General features: G+C 69.5%; 16 protein-coding genes and 2 pseudogenes. 9 read left to right on the top strand and 9 right to left on the bottom strand.

Going from position 1 to position 20,701, the window contains the following annotated elements:
- The first annotated feature begins 158 nt into the window (after positions 1–158).
- The 4 genes and pseudogenes from OG622_RS08675 to OG622_RS08660 all read left to right on the top strand — a co-directional run.
- Complete coding sequence (locus tag OG622_RS08675) at positions 159–1,415, top strand: nucleotide sugar dehydrogenase (protein WP_371574555.1); 1,257 nt, start codon at positions 159–161, stop codon at positions 1,413–1,415.
- A 634-nt stretch (positions 1,416–2,049) separates the two neighbouring features.
- Complete coding sequence (locus OG622_RS08670) at positions 2,050–3,162, top strand: tyrosine-type recombinase/integrase (protein ID WP_371574553.1); 1,113 nt, start codon at positions 2,050–2,052, stop codon at positions 3,160–3,162.
- Between the two features lie 785 nt (positions 3,163–3,947).
- Positions 3,948–5,489, top strand: coding sequence for an FMN-binding glutamate synthase family protein (locus OG622_RS08665; RefSeq protein WP_371574552.1), 1,542 nt, complete (start codon positions 3,948–3,950; stop codon positions 5,487–5,489).
- Between the two features lie 14 nt (positions 5,490–5,503).
- Positions 5,504–5,855: pseudogene (locus OG622_RS08660) on the top strand (thiamine pyrophosphate-binding protein); the annotation flags it as partial.
- Between the two features lie 31 nt (positions 5,856–5,886).
- Here OG622_RS08660 and OG622_RS08655 read toward each other — a convergent pair.
- The 9 genes and pseudogenes from OG622_RS08655 to OG622_RS08615 form a co-directional block, all read right to left on the bottom strand.
- Positions 5,887–6,439: pseudogene (locus tag OG622_RS08655) on the bottom strand (XdhC family protein); the annotation flags it as partial.
- A 13-nt stretch (positions 6,440–6,452) separates the two neighbouring features.
- The gene (locus OG622_RS08650; RefSeq protein ID WP_371574551.1) at positions 6,453–7,097 is read right to left on the bottom strand and encodes a LuxR C-terminal-related transcriptional regulator; all 645 of its coding nucleotides are present in this window, start codon (positions 7,095–7,097) and stop codon (positions 6,453–6,455) included.
- On the bottom strand, positions 7,085–8,287 hold the full coding sequence (locus OG622_RS08645) for a histidine kinase (protein WP_371574550.1): 1,203 nt from the start codon (positions 8,285–8,287) through the stop codon (positions 7,085–7,087). The genes OG622_RS08650 and OG622_RS08645 overlap by 13 nt, the downstream gene beginning before the upstream one ends.
- The gene (locus OG622_RS08640) at positions 8,284–9,126 is read right to left on the bottom strand and encodes an SDR family oxidoreductase (RefSeq protein ID WP_371574549.1); all 843 of its coding nucleotides are present in this window, start codon (positions 9,124–9,126) and stop codon (positions 8,284–8,286) included. The genes OG622_RS08645 and OG622_RS08640 overlap by 4 nt, the downstream gene beginning before the upstream one ends.
- A gap of 95 nt (positions 9,127–9,221) precedes the next feature.
- A complete protein-coding gene (locus OG622_RS08635; protein WP_371574547.1) occupies positions 9,222–10,409 on the bottom strand; it encodes an NAD(P)/FAD-dependent oxidoreductase in 1,188 nt (395 codons plus the stop codon).
- Positions 10,406–10,603: a ferredoxin gene (locus tag OG622_RS08630; protein ID WP_306922533.1), complete on the bottom strand. Its 198-nt coding sequence runs from the start codon at positions 10,601–10,603 to the stop codon at positions 10,406–10,408. The genes OG622_RS08635 and OG622_RS08630 overlap by 4 nt, the downstream gene beginning before the upstream one ends.
- 50 nt (positions 10,604–10,653) lie before the next feature.
- Positions 10,654–11,895 (bottom strand): cytochrome P450, encoded by a 1,242-nt coding sequence (locus OG622_RS08625; RefSeq protein ID WP_371574545.1) that lies wholly within the window; start codon positions 11,893–11,895, stop codon positions 10,654–10,656.
- A gap of 141 nt (positions 11,896–12,036) precedes the next feature.
- Complete coding sequence (locus OG622_RS08620) at positions 12,037–12,414, bottom strand: hypothetical protein (RefSeq protein WP_371574544.1); 378 nt, start codon at positions 12,412–12,414, stop codon at positions 12,037–12,039.
- A 168-nt stretch (positions 12,415–12,582) separates the two neighbouring features.
- Positions 12,583–14,067 carry an MFS transporter gene (locus OG622_RS08615; protein ID WP_371574542.1) on the bottom strand — a complete coding sequence of 495 codons (1,485 nt, stop codon included), beginning with the start codon at positions 14,065–14,067 and terminating at the stop codon, positions 12,583–12,585.
- A 73-nt stretch (positions 14,068–14,140) separates the two neighbouring features.
- Between OG622_RS08615 and OG622_RS08610 the strand changes: the two genes are divergently transcribed.
- The 5 genes from OG622_RS08610 (at position 14,141) to OG622_RS08590 (ending at position 20,674) form a co-directional block, all read left to right on the top strand.
- Complete coding sequence (locus tag OG622_RS08610; protein WP_371574540.1) at positions 14,141–14,410, top strand: hypothetical protein; 270 nt, start codon at positions 14,141–14,143, stop codon at positions 14,408–14,410.
- A 774-nt stretch (positions 14,411–15,184) separates the two neighbouring features.
- A complete protein-coding gene (locus OG622_RS08605; RefSeq protein WP_371574538.1) occupies positions 15,185–16,363 on the top strand; it encodes an extracellular solute-binding protein in 1,179 nt (392 codons plus the stop codon).
- Between the two features lie 53 nt (positions 16,364–16,416).
- Positions 16,417–17,268: a carbohydrate ABC transporter permease gene (locus OG622_RS08600; protein WP_371584034.1), complete on the top strand. Its 852-nt coding sequence runs from the start codon at positions 16,417–16,419 to the stop codon at positions 17,266–17,268.
- Positions 17,265–18,200, top strand: a complete 936-nt coding sequence (locus OG622_RS08595) for a carbohydrate ABC transporter permease (RefSeq protein ID WP_371574537.1) — start codon at positions 17,265–17,267, stop codon at positions 18,198–18,200. The genes OG622_RS08600 and OG622_RS08595 overlap by 4 nt, the downstream gene beginning before the upstream one ends.
- 119 nt (positions 18,201–18,319) lie before the next feature.
- A complete protein-coding gene (locus tag OG622_RS08590; protein WP_371574535.1) occupies positions 18,320–20,674 on the top strand; it encodes a glycoside hydrolase family 3 N-terminal domain-containing protein in 2,355 nt (784 codons plus the stop codon).
- Positions 20,675–20,701 lie beyond the last annotated feature (27 nt).

Raw genomic sequence — 20,701 nt, 5'->3', positions numbered from 1 at the left:
AGGAAAGAACGGCGGCGGTCCTCGGACCGCCGTCCTACCCAGCCGGATTCGACGAGCCACACCCCGCCCAAAGCCCCGGTCCGCAGGCGTCCGAAGCGCTGCCCCTGCGCGGAGAGCCCCACCCCCTCCTCACCAACACCCTGCATCCAGGAGACGATATGTACAGCGTCGCTGTCATCGGACTTGGCTACACCGGTCTCCCGCTGGCACGGGAGGCGTGCCGCGCCGGCATGCGCGTCATGGGGATCGACGACAACCCTTCCGTGACCGCATCTCTGAACTCGGGCCACTCGCACGTCCCCGATGTCACCGATGCCGACCTGGCGGCCATGCTGGACGCCGGTTTCCGAGCGTCAGCCGACGAGAACCTGCTGGCCGAGGCCTCAGTGGCGGTGATCTGCGTCCCCACACCACTGGACGACACGGGCAGCCCCGACCTCTCCCACGTGCGATGCGCCGCCGGCGGCCTGGGGGATCGCCTGAAGCCCGGCACCCTCGTCGTCCTGGAATCCACGTCCTTTCCCGGGACCACGGACGACGTCGTGCGAAGCATTGTGGAGCGGGCCTCCGGACTCAGCGCCGGAAGAGATTTCGCCCTGGCCTTCTCCCCGGAGCGCATCGACCCGGGGAACGACACCTTCAGTGTCCGGAACACACCGCGCGTCGTGGGTGGTTACACCCCACGGTGCACGGCGGCCGCGGCCGAATTCTTCCGGCACCTGTGTGACCAGGTCGTGGAAGCGGGCTCCGCACGCGAGGCCGAACTGGCGAAGCTCCTGGAAAACACGTACCGAAGTGTGAACATCGCCCTGGTCAATGAACTCGCCGTCGTCGCCGGCACGCTGGGGGTCGATGTGTGGAACGCTCTCGACTGCGCACGCACCAAACCCTTCGGCTTCCAGGCGTTCCGCCCCGGTCCGGGTATCGGTGGGCACTGCATTCCGGTCGACCCCGTCTATCTCACGCACTGGGCGCGCGCTTCCGGAGCCCCGCTGAGGCTGGTCGAACTCTCGCAAGAGGTCAACGCCGCGATGCCGGCGCATGTCGTGCGGCGCGCCGAGCAGCTGCTGCGACAGCGAGGAAAAACCCTGGGGAACGCCCGGGTGCTGATTGTCGGAGTGACGTACAAGCGCAACAGTACGGACCTGCGGGCCACCCCGGCCGCCACGCTCGTCCGACTGCTGCGGCAGGCCGGCACTGACGTCACCTATCACGATCCTCTCGTCGACGACTGGGCGCCGGACGGCGAACCGGTGGAGCGGACTGCCGACGCATTGGATGCCGCCGCGGACGCCGACCTTACGATTCTGGTGCAGGATCACGACGCCGTTCCATTTGACCGGCTGCCCGAGTACTCCCCGCTGTTACTGGACACCCGGGGTCGGCTGCGGGGCCCCCACGTCCATCAGCTCTGAGAAGGGAGCCGGCGAGCCGTGGGCCAGGGGCGGCGACGGGCGGTCGGCGGTTGCGGATTGTGTGCTAGTGAAAGCGGGTTGTGTGCCAGTGAAAGGGGAGCACGATCTGGCGGGGACTCGAAATAGCTGGCATCTGGGTATGTGTGCAGGCCAGGGCATGATCAGGTCGATCGGACCGGCAAACGGTCAGCAAGGGCTCGGAGGGTTCGTTTCGTGGGTCGACAGCTCGCCAGACGGCTGTCCGAACAGGCGCCCGGTCGGCGGCGTCACAACAGCCTGCTTCGCGCGCAATCACAGGCAGGGATCCTTCTCGCCGGCCTGAACCGACGTTCCTCACTTCTTCGAGTGCAACGCGTGCCGTTGTACAGTGACGAACGCCCTTGACCTGCAGAAAGCAGGCAGGGAGCCGTCTTCCAGGAGTTCACGATGCTGCGCACCATGTTCAAGTCCAAGATCTAGCGGTTGGGTGTTTCCGCAGGTCAGAGCCTTGATTGCCGACTCCAGGTCAGCAAAAGGTCAGCATCGGGTCGGGCGGTGTCCGGCATGCTGATCTGCGCCTATGGCAGGGGCCTCCTGCGCCGCTCATCGCCCTGCTCGGAAGGCTTGATGCGTGGCTCGACAGCTTGCTCGTGGGATGGGGTCGTTCTTCAAGGAGTGCGGTTGTTCCAGGCCGACCCGTTGCCCGCACCCGTACACGATTCGGTTCCGGGACGCTCTCGGCAAGCAACGTGAAGAAGCCGGCTACGACACGCAGGACGATGCGATCGAGCGCCTCACGCAGATCTACACGGAGAAGAAGACAACGGCACCATCCGTCGCCGAGGTGCGCCGAGAACTCGGTCAGCAGACGATCGCGGAATACGCGAAGCAGTGGCGGCCTCGTCAGCGCAAGATGACGGAGTACTCGACGGGATGGCACGTGGACAGCTCCATCAACGTGCACATCGTTCCTCGTCTCGGGTCGCGGAAACTGAACTCGGTTACGCCCATGGTGGTCGAGCGCTTCTTGGACGAATTGGAGACGGACGGGGTCGGGCGCGGAAACCAGGTGAACATCTTCCGCGTCCTCAAGGCGATCCTCCGAGACGCATATGGAAAGGGTGCCATGGTGGACGACCCTGTGAAGGGCGTCCAGGAACCGGAATACGTCCGCGAAAAGGTGGTCATCCCCTCCCTCGCCTACGTGAAGAAGGCGCTGACAGCCGCTGACGAGTTCCTTGCGCTTGAGATCGTCATGATGGTGGGCTGCGGCTTGCGCAACGGGGAAGCCCGGGCGGTGAACATCAACAATGTCGTGGCGGGCGATGTCTACCGGGTGCACGAGCAGATCCACTCCAACACGCACCGGCCGGCGAAGCTGAAGCATCGCAAGGCGGGGGATTTCCGGGAGGTTCCCCTGCCACGCTCGGTGCGCGAAGCGATGGAGCGATACGAGGAGAAGCACGGCACCACGAAGGAGGGCTATCTGCTGCGCGGCCCGAGCGGCTACTATACGGAACCGATGGAACGCCGCCGTGTGCAGAGGCTCTTCAAGGCCCTGCCCGCAGAGGACGGTGTCGGCATGTACGGCTTCCGGCACTACTTCGCCTCGAACGCCCTCGGGAACGGGATACCGATCACCGACGTGGCGGAATGGATGGGCCACAAGTCGATCGAGGAGACGTATCGCACCTACCGGCACCTGATGCCGGGGAGCATCGCCAAGGCGGCGCGGGTTTTGGGTGCCGGCCTGTGGGACGCGGCCTGAGGTCGCAGCGAAGCCTGTCGGGGCTGCCCTCCGGTTTGGGCTGCAACGGCACCACATGGCACAGGTTGTAAATGCCGTCCATGGGCGTCCGAACCAGTCCGACACGGGCGCGTAAGGCCAGGTCAGAGGCTTCTGGTCCGGGGGAGTCGGTGGAGTCGGTGATAGGTGTGTGAGACCGGCGTTCGCTGAGGAAGCCCCGCATGCGGCCCGGCGGGGCTCCTGGGCTGGTGGGGTTGCAGCGTCCAGCGTGGGCACTGTCGCCGTCGGTTGTCCTATCTCGAAGCACCCGGAGCAAGGACGCGGCGACGACACGCGCCTTACGCCCGATGCGCAGCATGCGACTCAGGAACTCTTCGCGACCAACCAGGTCTAGTGTTTGTTTGTGCAAATTCAAGTCCCGCGCAGGTAGAACCACGAGCCGTGAGGGCGCGAAGTTCGGCTCCGTGCGGGCACGTGACAGGTGGCGTCGGCGTGAGTAACGCGGCGGCCCGGCATCGCTGACCGTGCCGGCGCGTCTGCCTGGCGGATCGGTTCGTCGTAGGTGGCGGGGCCGGTTCCGCACCATGGCTCACGATGGCCCAGAGCTCGATCGGTGCCTCCGGCCGCGTCTGCTGTCGGTGGGCCGTTTCCCGGCACAGCGCTTCGGGCACTGCCCAGGCTCGTCCGCGTGCCGCTCGCCGAACCTTGCAGGTTTGTTGACGGAAGCGCGGGACTGGGATGCCGACCTGGGGCAATGAGCGAGGGGTGACTCGTATGACAATCGTCGCCTGACTCTGACCGCCGGCATGGTGGCGGCCGTTGCAGCGGTAGGCCTCTCGCCCTGGTGGTGCTTGGCCGCCGTGCCGCTCATCCTGCTGGGTCTGCTGGGTGCGGCGGACCTACTGCAGCGCCGGCATTCGATGTTGCGCAACTATCCTGTTCTGGGGCACGCCCGTTTTCTTCTGGAGCGGATCCGCCGGGAGTTGCAGCAGTACTTCATCGAGCGGAACTTCGACGGTCGGCCCTTCGACCGGGATGTCCGCAGCATTGTCTACGAGCGGGCGAAAGGCACGGACACCGAGCAGCCGTACGGCACCGAACGGGACGTGTACCAGCCGGGCTACGAGTTCCTGGTGCCATCGATGGCCCCGTGCCCGGTACCGAAGACGCCTCCGCGGGTGCGGGTCGGTGGCCCCGACTGCAGCCGTCCTTACGACATGGCGCTGCTCAACGTGTCGGCGATGAGCTTCGGCTCTCTGTCGGCCAACGCGATCCTCGCGCTCAACGGGGGAGCGGCGGCCGGGGGCTTCGCCCACGACACCGGTGAAGGCGGCCTGTCGGAGTACCACCTGAGGCCCAGAGGGGACCTGATCTGGGAAGTAGGCACCGGATACTTCGGCTGCCGTACCCGGGACGGCGACTTCGACGCCGCTGAGTTCGCCGACAAGGCCGCGCACGATCACGTCAAGTGCGTGTCCCTGAAGCTCTCGCAGGGCGCCAAGTCGGGCATCGGCGGTGTCCTGCCGGGTGCGAAGGTCAACGCCGAGATAGCGAAAGTACGAGATGTGCCCGAGGGGCAGACGGTCATCTCGCCGCTGTACCACAAGGTGTTCTCCACCCGGCGCGAACTCGTCCGCTTCATCGCCCGGATGCGAGAGCTGTCCGGTGGCAAGCCGACCGGATTCAAGCTGTGCGTGGGGTCGCGCCGACAGTTCCTCGCCGTGTGCAAGGCCATGCTGGCGGAGGGCACGGCCCCGGACTTCATCGTGGTGGACGGAGGCGAAGGCGGCATCGGAGCCGCGCCGCTGGAATTCGCCGACCACGTGGGAACACCGCTGACCGAGGGCCTGCTCACCGTGCACAACGCCCTCGTCGGCGCGGGCCTGCGCGATCGCATCAGGATCGGGGCGAGCGGCAAGATCGCCACAGGTACCGATCTCGTCAAACGCCTGCTGCAGGGTGCCGACTACGGCAACGCGGCGCGGGCGATGATGTTCGCCGTCGGCTGCATCCAGGTACAGCGGTGCCACACGAACACCTGCCTCACCGGCGTGACCACACAGGACCCCCGACGCGCCCGTGCCCTCGACGTCCGTGACAAGACGCCACGCGTCCAGCGCTTCCAGGAAGCGACCGTGGCCAGCGCCCTGCAGATCATGGCGTCCATGGGCGTCACCGACCCCGCCGAGCTGCGCCCGCACATGCTCCGCCGGCGCATCGCCCCGCACACCGAGTGCTCCTACGAGGAGCTGTACGACTGGCTTGAACCCAGCCAGTTGCTCGCCGAGCCGCCTGCCGCCTGGGCAGCCGACTGGCAGGCCGCCGACCCCGACCGCTTCACCGTCTGACCTGGAGGACTCAAGTGGCCCGTACCGTCGCCCGCGTCATCGTGGACGCACTGAGCGAACTCGGCGTGCGCCAGGTGCTCGGCGTTGGGGGAGACGCGCTCAATCCCCTGACGGACGCCAACCGCACCACCGAGGGCGTGGAGCGGGTGGGCTGTCGGCACGAGGAGGCGGCGGCGTTCGCCGCGAGCGCCCAGTCGCAGCTCTCCGGCACCCTCGGCGTCTGCATGGGCACGGTCGGACCTGGTTCCGTCCATCTGCTCAACGGGCTGTACGACGCGGCCAAGAGCCCCCGTCCTGGCGATCGCCGGCCAGGTACCGCTCGCCGAACTCGGCACCGACTACTTCCAGGAAGTCGACAACGACGCCGAAGGGGCGGAGGGTGTTGACGGAGAGCGGTTCACGCGGCGGTTCGAGCCGTATGTGGGGGGAGTGGGCTCGTAGGGCTGGAACGGTGGATGGGGCCGGTGCCGTGGGACAGGGGCAGGCCGGTGGCCCGGTTGCTGTGGGCGATGATCTCCGCGGTCATGGCGATGGCTGTTTCCTCGGGGGTGTGGGCGCCGAGGTCGAGGCCGATGGGGGAGCTGAGGCGGGTGAGTTGTCCCGTCGTGACTTCTGCCTCGCGCAGCCGCTGGTTGCGGTCCTCGGGGGTGCGGCGGGAGCCCATCGCGCCGACGTAGGCGACGGGGAGACTCAGGGCCAGGGCGAGGAGGGGGATGTCGAATTCGGCGTCGTGGGTGAGGACGCAGACGGCGGTGCGGGCGTCCACCTCGGTGGCGGCCAGGTAGCGGTGGGGCCAGTCGACGACGACCTCGTCGGCGTGCGGGGAAGCGGGCAGCGGTTGCAAAGACGGGGCGGGCGTCGCAGACGGTGACGCGGTAGGCGAGGAAGGTCCCGGCCTGGCTCAGAGCGGCGGCGAAGTCGACGGCGCCGAAGATCAGCGTGCAGGGCGGAGCGGCGCCCCGGTCACCGGCCGTTCAGATAGGCCAGCACGGCCAGGACCCTGCGGTGGCCGCTGTCGCTGGGCGGGAGGCCGAGCTTCAGGAAGACGTTGCCGATGTGCTTGCTGACGGCGCGTTCGGTGACGACGAGGCTCTGCGCGATGGTGGTGTTGTCGTGCCCCTCGGCCATCAGCTTCAGCACCTCGCGCTCGCGCGGCGTCAGCGAGTCCAGGGGCGAGTCGCGGCGCCGGGTGAGCAACTCGGTGACCACCTCCGGGTCCAGAGCCGTACCCCCGCCCGCGACCCGGTCCAGCGCCTCCAGGAACTCGTCCACCCGGCCCACCCGGTCCTTGAGCAGATAGCCGACCCCGCTCGCCCCGCCGCCCAGCAACTCGGCCGCGTAGGACTCCTCCACGTACTGCGAGAGCACCAGCACGGGCAGCCCGGGAACCCTCGCGCGGGCCTCCAGCGCGGCGCGCAGGCCCTCGTCCCGGAAGCCCGGCGGCATCCGGACGTCGAGCACGGCCGCGTCCGGGCGGTGCTCCAGCAGCGTCGGGAGGATCTCGGGGCCGGTGGAGGCGACGGCCGCCACCTCGTGCCCGGCCGAGGTCAGCAACAGCACGAGCCCTTCTCTGAGCAGGGCGTTGTCCTCGGCGATCACCACACGCACGGCAGCTCCACTTCGATCACGGTCGGGCCCCCGACGGGGCTGGTCACGGTCACGGTCCCGTCCAGGGCGGCGACGCGGCGGCAGATGCCCAGCAGCCCTGAGCCGTCACCGGACTCGTCAGCGCCGCCTACGCCCTCGTCCCGGACGACGGCCCGCAGGCCGGTGCGCAGGCGTTCCAGGACGACCGACGCCCGGTCGGCGCTGCTGTACTTGGCGGCGTTGGTGAGCGCCTCCGCCACGGCGAAGTAGGTGGCCGCCTCGACTGCCGCCGGGGCCCGGACCCCCTCGCCCTCCAGCCCGTCCACCCGCACGGTCACCTCGAGTCCACTGACCGCGGCCAGCGCCCGCACTGCACCGACCAGACCTCGGTCGGTGAGGATCGGCGGATGGATGCCGCGGACCACGTGCCGCAGCTCGGTCAGCGCCTCCTCTGCCTGGTTCTGCGCGTCGGCCAGCAGCCGGTGCGCGGCCTGCGGGTCGCGGTCGTAGGCGCGTACCGCCAGTCCGATCCGCATGGACAGCGCCACCAGCCGGGCCTGCGCCCCGTCGTGCAGATCCCGCTCGATGCGGCGCAGTTCGGCCCCGTGCGCCGCGATCGCGTCCGTCCGGGTGGCCGCCAGCTCCTCGACACGGGCGGCCAGCCGTGCCTTGGGCGAGGGCTTGAGCAGGGTCTCCGACCAGCCGGCCTCCACATCGGCGAGGCGGGTGATCAACGGCAGGACGAGCGCCTCACGGCGCGACAGCCCGCACCACACGCCGTCGACGACCAGCCCCAGCGGCCACAGGGGCAACGCCAGAAAGAACAGCGCCCCGTAGACGTATGAGGCAGCCATCCAGCGCAGGTCGGTCAGGGTGCCGGGGTCCCGGACCGCGATCCGCAGCCGCTCCCGCAGCGGGCCGGCAATCGGCTCGTACGCCTCGGGGATCTCCCGGCCCGTCCAGGCAGCCACTAGGGTGCGCTTCGCCCCAGTGATCCGGCGGATCAGCAGCACCGTCTCGGGCAGCAGCCACGCGCCCACGACGGAGACCGTGGCGATCGCCGTGATCAGCAGCACCGTGACGAACAGGTACAGGCCGAACGCCAGCGCCGCGGCGACGAGCAGATGGATGGTGGCCCGCCCGGCCTGCCACAGCGCCTTGCCCAGGCCGGCCGGGCGGGTGGCCGGACGGGCCAGTTCGGCCACCGTCATCCGGGGCGCCGCATGTGCTGGCGGATCCAGGCCGCCTGTCCGCCGTCGACGAGCAGATCGGTGCCGGTGATGTAGCGCGCCTCGGGGCCGGTGAGGAAGGCCACGGCGTCGGCGATCTCGCCGGGCGTGCCCGGCCGGCCCGCGCCGCAGGCGTCGAGCATCTTGAGCATGTGCCCGTCCGCGTCCGAGTCGGCCTCCGCCTTCGCCATGGCGGTGGCGATGACACCGGGGCTGATGGTGTTGATGCGGGCACCGATCCGATTCCAGGCGAGGGCGGCCGCCTGCACCCGTATGTGGTTGGCGCGTTTGGCGAGGATGTAGGCGGCGGTCGGATCGTCACCGAGGGCCGGGACCGCCTCGAGACCGAGCAACTCCTCGGCGGGAGCCGTCGCCAGGGCGGCCTCGTCCTCAGCGCTGATCGAGGCCATGTGCCCGGCTAGGCTGGCGATACAGACCAGCGAGGTGCCTCTGACGGCCACTTTCTCGAACGCCTCGATCACGTACACCGTGCCGAGCAGGTCCACGTCGAGGATTCTGCGGACAGAGGCCGTCGCGGCGGCGACTCCGGCGGTGTGCACCACCGCGGTGATCCGCCCCTGCTCCGCCGCGATCCGGGCGAGTTCCTCGACCGCGGCACGGTCGGAGACGTCGGTCGGCACGCCCTGCGCCGTGTATCCCTCGGCGCTCAGCTCTGCCACGACCTGATCGAGTCGTTCGCGCGAGTAGTCGGCGAGGATCAGCGTCCGCCCGCTGCCCAGGCGGCGCGCGACCGCCGTTCCCATACCGCCCGCTCCGGTGACGACGACCACGTCGCGCGGGTCGTCCGTACGGTTGTGCATCTGCGATCTCCTTGTCGAAAAGGGCGGGAGCAGCACAGGTCCGCCCCCGCCCGGGGGCGGGGTGTGTTCTCGGGGCCAGACGAGGTCAGGCGGGGTCAGGCCGCCTCGGTGCCGGCGGCCGGAACGGCGTCACTCCAGGCCGTCCCGCCCGCGATGGCCTGCCGCCAGATGCGGACGGCCTTGGGCGGCATGCCGATCGCCAGTGCGCCGGTCAGCCGCTCGCCCGTGCGATAGGCGACTACGAACCTGCGCTCGGCCAGGTCCCCGTCCACCACGGCGACTTCGTCGTGCCCGCGCAGATAGCCGTACGCCTGGATCTTCATGTCGTACTGGTCGGACCAGAAGTACGGCACCGGCGCGAACGGCCTGCGCGCGTCCGGCGCGGCGAGCAGATTGCGGGCGGCCGCCATGCCCTGCTCGGCGGCGTTCGTACGGTGCTCGATCCGCATCGACGTCCCGAACAGCGGGTTGTCCCAGCGGGCCACGTCACCGGCCGCGTACACGCCCGGCGCGGCTGCGCAGTACGCGTCGCAGAGCACACCGTCGCCGACGGGAAGTTCGCTGTCCGCCAGCCACTCGGTGTTGGGCAGCGAGCCGATGGCGACCAGGACCTCGTCGGCCTCGACCAGTTCGCCGTCCGCGAGCCGTACGCCCTCGTCGGTCACCCCGGTCACGGTGACGCCGGTGCGCAGCTCGACGCCGTGGTCGACGTGGGCCTGCGAGAGAACCTTTCCCACCTCGGTGCCGACGGCGTGCGCCAGCGGCACGGGAGCCGGTTCCAGCAGGGTCACCCGGGCGCCAAGACCCCAGGCCACCGCGGCGGCCTCGGCGCCGAGGAACCCGGCGCCCACCACGACCAGCCGGCAGCCCGGCTTCAGTCGCTCGCGCAGCGCGAGGGCGTCGTCCAGGGTGCGCAGCACGTGCGCGCCCCGGTCACCGGGCAGCCGCCGGGGCCGGACGCCCGTGGCCACGATCAGCCCGTTGTAGCGCAGGTGCGAGCCGTCGGCCAGCCGCACCGTACGGTTCGTCAGGTCGAGGCCCGTCGCCGCCGTTCCGAGCCGCAGGTCGAGGCCGAGTGCGTCGAGGTCGGCCTGCGGGCGCAACGGGAGCTGCCCGGTGGTCCATGCGCCGGAGAGGATCTGCTTGGACAGCGGGGGCCGGTCGTAGGGGGCGTGCGGTTCGTCGCCGACCAGGGTCAGTGTGCCGTCGAAGCCCGTCCGGCGGAGCGTCTCGGCCGCCGCGAGCCCCGCGGCCGACGCGCCGACGACCACGACGCGCCTCACCGCTCCACCAGCCGGATCGCCGCGGCCGGGCAGACGGCCACGGCCTCGCGCACATCGTCGAGCAGGTCCTCGCCCGGCCTCTCCTCCAGCAGGATCGCGACGCCGTCGTCGTCGCGCTGGTCGAAGACGTCGGGGGCGGCCATCACGCACTGGCCCGACGCCACGCACTTCGGTACGTCCAGTTCCACACGCATGCTTGTCATCCCGGTTCTCTCGGTGGGGGGATCAGTGGGGGTGGGAGGGGTCACCAGGCCACCGGCAGGCCGTGCACGCCGTAGGTGGTCCCGGTGTGGTCGAACTCCAGCTCCTCGACAGGAACCGCGAGCCGCAGGGTGGGGATGCGTCGGTAGAGGGTGCCGTAGACGACCTGGAGTTCCAGCCGGGCCAGATTCTGGCCCAGACACTGGTGGGGGCCGTAGCCGAACGCCTGGTGGATACGGGCCGGGCGGGTGATGTCGAGCCGTTCGGCCTCGGGGAAGACCTCCGGGTCCCAGTTCGCGGCATGCAGGTCGAAGATGATGCCGTCGCCCTTGCGGATGACGACCTCCCCGATCTCGATGTCGTCCTTGGCGACCCTGCGCACACCGGTCTGGACGATGGACAGGTAGCGCAGCACCTCGTCCACCGCGTTGGCGACGACCTTCGGGTCGTCGGTCTCGCGCAGCAGGGCGAGCTGGTCGGGGTGCTGCAGCAGGGCGAGGGTGCCGAGACTGATCATCGTCGCGGTGGTCTCGTGACCGGCGATCAGCATCGCGACGCCCATGGAGACGGCCTCGGCGTGCGTCATCTCACCGGCCTGGACCCGGCCGGCCATCTCCGAGAGCACGTCGTCCTGCGGGGCGACCGTCTTCTGGGTGATCAGGTTGTCCAGATAAGCGGCCAGCTCACCGCTGACCCTCCTGGCCTCCTCCGCCGACACCGAACCGTCCAGCACCAGGCTGCTGCTGCGCTGGAAGAAGTCGTGGTCCGTGTACGGCACTCCGAGCAGTTCGGCGATCACCAGCGACGGCACCGGCAGCGCGAACGCATCGAGCAGATCGGCCGGGTTGGGGCCGGCGAGCATCTGGTCGATCAGGTCGTCGACGATCTTCTGGACCCGCTCCCGCATCTTCTCGATCCGCTTGACCACGAACGGCCCGTTGACGGTCCGCCGCAGCCGCGTGTGCTCCGGGGCGTCCGTGTTCGTGATCAGCCGCGGTGAGAGCGGCGCGATCGACGCCCGGTGGGCGTTGACGTACGGGAAACCGGGGTCGAGGTCGTCGTCGCTGACGCGGGAGTCGGGCAGCAGGGCGCGCTGGTCGGCGTGACGGGTGACCAGCCAGGGCGTGGCGCCGTTCCAGATCCGCACCTTCGTGATCGGCCTCTCGTCCCGCAGCTCCTGTGCGACTGGGGCGGGAGCCAGCGGGCACTCCGCCGCCCGCGGCAGTGGGTAATCGGGCAACGGGCCGGTGGCGCCGGTGACGGGGCAGGACAGGGCATCGGACATGACGTCTCCTCAGTGATGTGGGGTGGGGGAAGGGAAGGGTTCGGGCACCGGTATGGAAGCGGAGCGGGCTGACAGCTTGCGGTCAGCTCCCTCATCTCAAGCTGACGTGACTCACGTCACCCGCCAGCAGGTCGCGCTGTCTCAGGCGTGGGTCGCGTTCCGAAAGTTGGCGACGATCCCGCCGGCCGCGCCGAGCGAGACCAGCCCCATGGCGGCAGCGGCGGCGATTCCCTTCACGCCGTCCAGGGCGAAGTACATCGCCACGGCAGCACCGCCGTTGAACAGGAACAGGAACCACAGCGTGCCCGGCTTGGACAGGAAGCCCTTGATCTTCGGCTTCTTCGCGAGGCGCACACCGGTGACGAGTGCGACGGCGGACCCCGCGATGGTGGCCACGTCCTTCTGGGTGCCGTCGAGAACGACACCGGAGCCCATCGCGGTGGCGAGACCGGCGGTGAAGAAGCTCCAGAGCAGCAGGTTGGCGACGAACGACTTGACAGTGGCGAGGAGCGCAGACATGGAGGTACCTCTCGAGGTGAAGTGCGGGGGAGGGGGTGGGTTCGCTTACCGACCCGCTCACCACGATCCCGTCCGCCGCGTGCCGCGACGAGGGAGCGCGCTCCCGAACCGGGGGTGCAGCCTGCTACACCACGGCCGTCCGGGGGGCGGCGCCTGAGCTGGTGCCCACTACGAGCGCGCTCCGGAGATCTCCGCCGGTTCGGCGGGGGCATCGGCCGGCTCGGCCGGTGCGGCGGCGGCCTGCCGGCGTGGGAGGAACGAGGCGAGGAAGAAGGCCAGGAGGGCCGCGCCGGCACCGAGGGCCATGACCGTCTTGAAGCCGTTCTCGGAGGGCAGGGCGTGGCCGCCGAAGTCGGTGGTCAGCTGCGCCAGGATGACGCCGGCGAGGGCGCTGGCGAACGACGTGCCCATGGAGCGCATCAGAGTGTTGAGGCTGTTGGCCGCGGCCGTCTCGGAGGCGGGCACCGCGCCCATGATCAGGGCGGGCATGGCCCCGTAGGCGAAGCCGACGCCGCAGCCGATGACACAGGCGACCAGGACGATGTGCCAGACCTCGGACATCAACGCGATGCTCAGTCCGTACCCGGCGGCCACGACGACCGCGCCGATCATCAGGGTGACCTTGGGGCCCTTCGCCTTGGTGAGGGCGGCGGACACGGCGGACATGGCCATCATCACCAGCCCCTGCGGGGCCAGGATCAGGCCGACTGCCAGCATGGACTTGCCCAGCCCGTAGCCGGTCTGCTCGGGCAGCTGGAGGACCTGCGGCAGGACGAGCGACATGGCGAACATCGAGAAGCCGAGTGCGACCGAGGCGAGGTTGGTGAACAGCACCTGACGGCGGGCGGTGGTGCGCAGGTCCACCAGCGGCTGGGCGGTGCGCAGCTCGTACCGTCCCCACACCATGAAGATCGCGACAGCGGCGGCGAACAGCCCCAGGGTCGTGCCGCTGGTCCAGCCCCAGTCGCCGCCCTTGGAGATGGCCAGCAGCAGGGACACCAGCGCGGCGGACAGGCCGAGGGAGCCGAGCAGGTCGAAGCTGCCGCCGGTGCGGACCTTCGACTCGGGCACGATCAGCACCAGGAGCGCCAGGGCGACGACACCGAGCGCGGCGGAGATCCAGAACAGCATGTGCCAGTCGTAGCGGTCGGCGATGAAGGCGGCCGCGGGCAGACCGAGGGCGCCGCCGACGCCCAGGGAGGCGCTCATCAGGGCGGTGGAGCCGGCAAGCCGCTCGGCGGGCAGGACGTCCCGCATGATGCTGATGCCGAGCGGGACGACGGCCGCCGCCAGGCCCTGGAGCGTCCGGCCGACGATCATCGGGACGAGCGAGTCGCTCAGGGCGCAGACGACCGAGCCGGATACCAGCAGCACGATGCTGACCAGGAGTATGCGGCGCTTGCCGAACATGTCGCCGAGGCGTCCGACGACCGGGGTGGCGACGGCGGCGGCGAGCAGGGTGGCGGTGATCGCCCAGGCGGCGTTCGACGGCGAGGCGTCCAGATACTTCGGCAGCTCGGGGACGATCGGGATGACCAGGGTCTGCATCAGCGAGACGACGATCCCGGCGAGGGCCAGCACCCCGACCACGGCGTTCGATCTGGGCGGAGCGGGTGATCCGGTCTTCGCGTGGCGGGTGAATGGGTGGGACATGGAAGCCTCCGGCGCGTTAAGTTGCTTGACTTAGGCAATCAGACTTCTCTTGCCTAAGTCAAGCAACTTTGTGGTGCTCAGGGTCCTGGCGGCGTGGGACCTGGTCGGCAAGTTGGAGGCGCAGAGTTGCCGTGACGGCCAGTACGACGCTCCGACGGGCCAGGGGCGGCCCACGCCGACTGGCCTGCGGCGGGGCCGTGAACTGCTCGGCGACGACGGCGACGCCTACGAGAAGGCGCTCACCGCGCGCTACCCCCCGTACAAGGACTGGGGCCTGGGCAACGACGAGATCACGGACGGCATCGTCGACGGCGCGCAGGACTGCGGCATCGACGGCATCTGATGCGCATCAGATCCTTCCGACGCGTGCCGGCACGACCGGGCCGGTGATCCTGCAGGCGAAGAACTCGTCGGGTTGTCAGGAGTCGGTGATCGAGAAGCTGCGCTGAACCGCTCCGGGATCGGGGGAGGCTCCGGCCTGTCCCCAAATCGGTCAGGGTCATGACATGCGTGGCGGTGCACGCCGTGCGGCGTCGTCACCACGGACGTGCCCGGTCTCGTCGCGCCGGAGCATGCCAAGCCCGGCCCTACCGTCATTGACGTCGGCATCCCCGCACCCCGAGCCAGCGACGTCGCCCGGCCGAACTCGACGGCAGCGCCGCCTTCCAAGCTGAGCAGGTTGGCGCACGTGGCAAGACGGCGGAATACGTCCGCACGTCCCGCCGGACGGTGCCCCCTTGTGGGCTCCGCTCACTGGCAGGCGGTCGTCCTTCGCGACATTTCCGCGCGGTGCGCGAAAGTGTTTCGTAACCGAGGAATTCCCGTCCTTGTCCCCGGTGTGAATGTCGTGTCAGGGTCCCGGTCAGCAGGCAGGCCACCCGCGGTGGGGCATCCGAAACCTTTTCGTGGCGGTTTCCGGTTCGCCTGCATCACCGATGCCAATGGCATGCCGAGAGAAGAGAGGCACACCATGCGGGGAATCCCTGTCAGCGGAATTCTCGGAACTCCCAGAATTCGAGGCGTCGTTGCGTTTGCGGTGACCGCGTCGGCGGCCCTGGGCCTCGCTGCGTGCGGGACGTCGGGGCCGTCCACGACCTCGTCTGCGAAGGGCCTGACGATGTGGGCGCTCAACGACCAGACGATCCTGAAAGAGTCCGTCGACGCCTACAACAAGGACCACCCGGACGAGAAGATCACCCTGAGGCTGTTCGCCAACGACGACTACAAGCAGAAGCTGCGCGTCGCCTTCGGTGCGAACCAGGCTCCGGACATCTTCTTCAGCTGGGGTGGCGGCGCGCTGAACGACTACGTCAAGGCGGGCAAGGTCGACACGCTGAGGGCGTCGGACCTGAAGGCCGACCGGTTCACCCCCAGTGTGATGCAGAGTGCCACCTTCGGCGGCAAGGTCTACGGTGTGCCCGCCAACGGTCTCGCCCCGGTCGTCCTCTACTACAACAAGAAGGTGCTGGCTGACGCGGGCGTCGAGCCGCCGAAGACGTACGCCGATCTGCTGGCGGCCGTGAAGAAGTTGAAGGCGAAGGACGTCGTGCCGATGTCGCTCGCGGCGAACTCCAAGTGGCCGACGCTGATGTACCTGGAGTACCTGCTCGACCGCCAGGGCGGCTCCGACGTCTTCACGAAGATCGCCTCCGGTGACGCCTCGGCCTGGAAAGACCCCTCGGTCACCCAGGCCAACCAGTACCTGCAGGACCTGTCGAAGGCCGGCGCCTTCGGCGACAACGCTTCCTCCGTCAGCTACGACCAGGGTGCCTCCGCGGCCCTGCTTTACACGGGCAAGGCGGCGATGGAGGTGATGGGCACCTGGGAGTACGCCAACATCGCCAAGGCCGCGCCCGATTTCCTGGCCAAGGGCGACCTGGGTTACACCGCCTTCCCGACGCTGCCCGGCGGTGCCGGCAAGGCGGACAGCATCGTGGGCAACCCCTCGAACTTCCTGTCGCTGAACTCGGGCACCAAGAACAAGTCGGCCGCGCTGACGTACTTCAACGATTACGTTCTGAACGACTCCCAGGTCGACGCCTACCTCGCCGCCGGCAGTGTGCCGCCGGTCAATGGCCTGGAGTCGAAGCTGGCGACGGTGAAGTCGTCGTCCGACAAGGCGTGGCTCACGTTCGTCTACGGCCTGGTGCAGAACGCGCCGAGCTTCCAGCTCTCCTGGGACCAGGCACTGCCGTCCGACCAGGCCGACCCGCTGCTGACCAACACCGACAAATCGTTCCTGCGCCAGATCTCGCCCGCCGAGTTCGGCACGAACATGAGCAAGGCGACATCGTGACCACCGCTGTTCGAGTCGGCCGTGCAGGGGGTCGCCGCTCCAGCGGCCTCCTCATGGCCGCCCCCGCCCTGCTCCTCTTCGGACTGTTCGGCCTCGTCCCGCTCGTGGGCGTGGTGGTGCTCAGTCTTGCCCGCTGGGACGGCCTGGGCTCCGTCGGCTGGGCGGGCGTCGCCAACTGGAGCGCTGTCCTGACCGACGGTGCCACCTGGCAGGCGCTGTGGCTCACCGTCAAGGTGATGGTGATCAGCTGGCTGGTCCAGACGCCCGTCGCCCTGGCGCTCGGCATCTTCCAGGCGCCCCGCGGGAGGCTGCGCGCCCTGTTCGCCGTACTGTTCTTCCTCCCGCTGCTGCTGTCCGCCGTGGCGATCGGCCTGACCTGGCAGGCTCTGCTCGACCCGTCCTTCGGCATCGGCGCCACACCCGGACTGCACTGGCTGGCGAAGCCGCTGCTGGGCTCCCCGGACCTGGCCCTGTACACCGTGATCTTCGTGATCGCGTGGCAGTTCGTGCCGTTCCACGCCCTGCTCTATCAGGCCGGCATACGGCAGATCCCGACCGTCCTGTACGAGGCCGCCGCCCTTGACGGCGCCGGGCCGGCGACCCGTTTCCGGCGGATCACGCTTCCGCAGTTGAAGTACACGATGGTCACGTCCAGCACGCTCATGCTCGTCGGCTCGCTGACCTACTTCGACCTGATCTTCGTCCTGTCCGGCGGCACCGGCGGCCCGGGCACCGCCACCCGCGTCCTTCCTCTTTCCATGTACATCACCGGCTTCCAGGCCCATGACATGGGCCGGGCCAGCGCCGTCGCCGCCCTCCTGGTGGTCTTCGGCCTCGGTCTGTCGCTGCTGACCACCCGTTTGTCCGGCTTCACCCGGATGGACAGCCAGCAGGAGGGCATGTGAGCACCACCGTCACCAAGACCCGCGATCCCCGTACCGGCAACGACCGCGAAGGTGGCGCCGAGCGCCCGGTAGCGGCGCCGCGGCCCGGATCCCTCCGTCGGATCATGGCCGTCGGCGTGCTGTGGCGGGCCCTCACAGGCAGCGCCACGCTCTTCTGGGCGGCAGTGGTCGTCATACCCGTGTACTGGCTGGTGATCACCAGCCTGCGCAGCCGTGCCGACTTCACCGCCGACAGCCCACTGGCCCTGCCCGGCCACCCCACGTTCGACAACTACCGGACCGTCCTGGCCGGCGACTTCACGACCTACCTGCTCAACAGCGTCATCGTCACCGCGGCGACGGCCGTGGTCGCTGTCGTCGTCGCCCTCATGGCTTCGTTCGCGATCGTCCGCAACGCCGGAAGCAGGCTTTCCCGCGTGTCCTTCCGGCTGTACCTGCTGGGCCTGGCGATCCCCCTGCAGGCGGTGATCATCCCGGTGTACCTGCTGATCATCAGAATGCACCTGTACGACAGCCTGCTCGCGATCGTTCTGCCCTCGGCGGCGTTCGCGCTGCCGATCACCGTGATGATTCTGGTGAGCTTCCTGCGCGACGTGCCGCGCTCCCTGTTCGAGGCGATGATCGTGGACGGCGCCGGTGACTGGCGCATGCTCGTCTCGCTCGCGGCGCCGCTGGCGCGCCCGGCGCTGATGACGGTCGCGGTCTACGACGGGCTGCAGGTCTGGAACGGCTTCCTCTTCCCGCTCATCCTCACCCAGAGCGGCGACAAAGCCGTACTGCCACTGGCGCTGACCCTCTACCGGGGCCAGTTCGGCATCGACGTACCGGCGACGATGGCCGCGGTGGTGCTCTCCACCCTGCCGATGCTCGCGCTGTTCATCCTCGCCCGCCGCCAGCTCGTCGCCGGCCTCACCGCCGGTTTCTCCAAGTAGCCCACTTTGTAGGGCAGTTCGCCTCGAACGACGGCCGGGCAGCGCGCCCGGTCCCGTCGGCATGCCCACGCACACCGCGCGCGCCCCCTCGCGCATCGGCCATCCCCGAGGAGTCGTGAATGACGACCACCATGCCGGACCACGGCGGCACGCCCCAGGAACAGGACGACCGGCCTTGGGCCGATCTCGCCCGGCCGGCCCCCGATCGGGCCGAGGCCCTTCTCGCCCGGCTCACCCTCCCCGAGAAGGTCGCCCAGCTCAGCAGCACCTGGGAGGACATCGAGGCCGACGGCCCGGAAGTGGCCCCGGGCAGCAACCACTTCGGCCGCGTCGGCGACCTCGACGAAACCGCCCGGCACGGTCTGGGACAGCTCACCCGGCCCTACGGGACCCTGCCCCGCCCTGCTCTGGAGCATGCCCGCCTCCTGGCCGAGCACCAGCGGCAGGTGGTGGCCCAGAGCAGGTTCGGCATCCCGGCCATGGCGCACGACGAGTGCCTGACCGGCTTCACCGCCTACGGCGCCACCATCTACCCCACCTCGCTGGCGATGGCCGCCACCTTCGACCCCGAACTGATCCGCCGGGTCGGCGAGGCCATCGGGGCCGACATGGCCGAGGCCGGCGTCCACCAGGGGCTCGCCCCGGTCGTCGACGTGATCCGCGACTACCGCTGGGGTCGCTGCGAGGAGACCTACGGCGAGGACCCGTACCTGGTGGGTGAGGTGGCCGAGGCGTACGTCACCGGGCTGCAGAGCGCCGGTGTGTACGCCACCCTCAAGCACTTCGCCGGGTACTCCGCGTCCATGGGCGGCCGCAACCACGCCCCCGTGCACGTCGGCCGCCGCGAACTGTTCGATGTCATCCTGCCGCCCTTCGAACGGCTCGTCGCCGCGGGCGTGGGTTCGGTGATGAACTCGTACGCCGAGATCGACGGCGAGGCGCCCGCCGCCAGCCGGTGGCTGCTGACCGAAGTCCTGCGTGAGGCGTGGGGGTTCGAGGGGACCGTCGTCTCCGACTACTGGTCCCTGCCCTTCCTGGTGAGCGCCCACCGGGTGGCCGCCGACCTGCGCGACGCCGGCGCGCTCGCGCTGAGCGCCGGGATGGACGTGGAACTGCCCGACCAGCGCGGCTTCGGCGACGCCCTCGTCCACGCCGTACAACAGGGGCTGGTGGACGAAGATCTGGTCGACCGCGCCGTGCGCCGGGTGCTGCGGCAGAAGATCGAACTCGGGCTGCTGGATCCCGACTGGGACCCACGGCCCCCCGCTCTGCGCGCGGGCGAACTGGACCTCGACAAGCCGGAGAACCGTGGGCTTGCCTACGCCGTGGCACAGTCGAGCGCCGTTCTGCTGTCGAACGACGGGACCCTGCCTCTCCTGTCCGTCGGCCGGATCGCATTGATCGGCCCGTGCGCCGACGACGTGCGCACCATGTTCGGCTGCTACAGCTTCCCCAACCATGTCCTCGCAGACCGCGACGACCTCGGCGACGGCGTCGAGGCGGTCTCCCTACGCACCGCCCTCGCTGAGGAACTGCCGTCCGTTCATTGGGAGTTCGCGCAGGGCTGCCCGATCCGCGACGAGGACCGCTCCGGCATCCCGGCCGCAGTCGCGGCCTGCGCGGCGGCCGACCTCACCGTCCTCGTCGTCGGCGACAAGGCGGGCATGTTCGGCATCGGCACCTCGGGGGAGGGCTGCGACGTGGAGGATCTGCGGCTGCCGGGCGTCCAGGAGGCACTGGTCGAGGCGCTCCTGGAGACCGGGAAGCCGGTGGTGGTGGTCGTCAGCAGCGGCAGGCCCTACGCCTTGGGCCGGTTCGCGCCCGCCGCCGCGGCCTTGGTGCAGGTCTTCCTGCCGGGGGAGGAGGGCGGCCGGGCGGTGGCCCAACTCCTTTCCGGGCGGGCCAACTTCAGTGGAAAGCTCCCCGTGCAGATCCCCGCCTCGCCGGGCGGGCAGCCGTACACCTACCTCCACCCGCCGCTCGGCGACCGACAGAGCTTCCTGTCCAACCTCGACCCCACCCCCGCGTTCCCGTTCGGCCACGGACTGTCGTACACCACGTTCGAGACCGACCTGGTTACCGTCGACCGTGACCAGGTGCCCACGGACGGCGAGTTCACGGTCAGCGCGCGGGTGCGCAACACGGGGGCGGTGGCGGGCGCCGAAACGGTACAGCTGTACGCCATCGACCCGGTCGCGCAAGTTACTCGACCGGTGTGTTTCCTGCTCGGCTTCGCCAAGGTCGCCCTCGCTCCCGGTGAGCAGGCGACCATCCGTTTCCACGTCCACACCGACCGCCTGGCCTTCACCGGCCTGGACGGCCGACGCGTCGTCGAACCCGGCGAGATCGTGCTCCACGCGGGCTCCTCCAGCCTGGACACACCGGCGCGGGAGGTCATACAGCTGGTCGGCGTGGAGCGGGACGCGACGGTCCTGCGGCATCACACCGTTCCCGTGTCCGTCGAACGGAGGTGAGCCGGCGGGAGGCGGACGAAGGGGCCG

The organism is Streptomyces sp. NBC_01314 (assembly GCF_041435215.1).
In the GTDB taxonomy this organism is placed as follows: Bacteria; Actinomycetota; Actinomycetes; order Streptomycetales; family Streptomycetaceae; genus Streptomyces.
This window is presented reverse-complemented; position numbering and strand designations above follow the sequence as displayed.

Excerpts from the sequence above, each read along its gene's own strand:
- OG622_RS08675 (WP_371574555.1), top strand. The coding sequence starts at position 159 with ATGTACAGCGTCGCTGTCATCGGACTTGGCTACACCGGTCTCCCGCTG.
- OG622_RS08670 (WP_371574553.1), top strand. The coding sequence starts at position 2,050 with ATGGGGTCGTTCTTCAAGGAGTGCGGTTGTTCCAGGCCGACCCGTTGC.
- OG622_RS08665 (WP_371574552.1), top strand. The coding sequence starts at position 3,948 with ATGGTGGCGGCCGTTGCAGCGGTAGGCCTCTCGCCCTGGTGGTGCTTG.
- OG622_RS08645 (WP_371574550.1), bottom strand. The coding sequence starts at position 8,287 with ATGACGGTGGCCGAACTGGCCCGTCCGGCCACCCGCCCGGCCGGCCTG.
- OG622_RS08640 (WP_371574549.1), bottom strand. The coding sequence starts at position 9,126 with ATGCACAACCGTACGGACGACCCGCGCGACGTGGTCGTCGTCACCGGA.
- OG622_RS08630 (WP_306922533.1), bottom strand. The coding sequence starts at position 10,603 with ATGCGTGTGGAACTGGACGTACCGAAGTGCGTGGCGTCGGGCCAGTGC.
- OG622_RS08625 (WP_371574545.1), bottom strand. The coding sequence starts at position 11,895 with ATGTCCGATGCCCTGTCCTGCCCCGTCACCGGCGCCACCGGCCCGTTG.
- OG622_RS08620 (WP_371574544.1), bottom strand. The coding sequence starts at position 12,414 with ATGTCTGCGCTCCTCGCCACTGTCAAGTCGTTCGTCGCCAACCTGCTG.
- OG622_RS08615 (WP_371574542.1), bottom strand. The coding sequence starts at position 14,067 with ATGTCCCACCCATTCACCCGCCACGCGAAGACCGGATCACCCGCTCCG.
- OG622_RS08605 (WP_371574538.1), top strand. The coding sequence starts at position 15,185 with ATGTGGGCGCTCAACGACCAGACGATCCTGAAAGAGTCCGTCGACGCC.
- OG622_RS08600 (WP_371584034.1), top strand. The coding sequence starts at position 16,417 with ATGGCCGCCCCCGCCCTGCTCCTCTTCGGACTGTTCGGCCTCGTCCCG.
- OG622_RS08590 (WP_371574535.1), top strand. The coding sequence starts at position 18,320 with ATGACGACCACCATGCCGGACCACGGCGGCACGCCCCAGGAACAGGAC.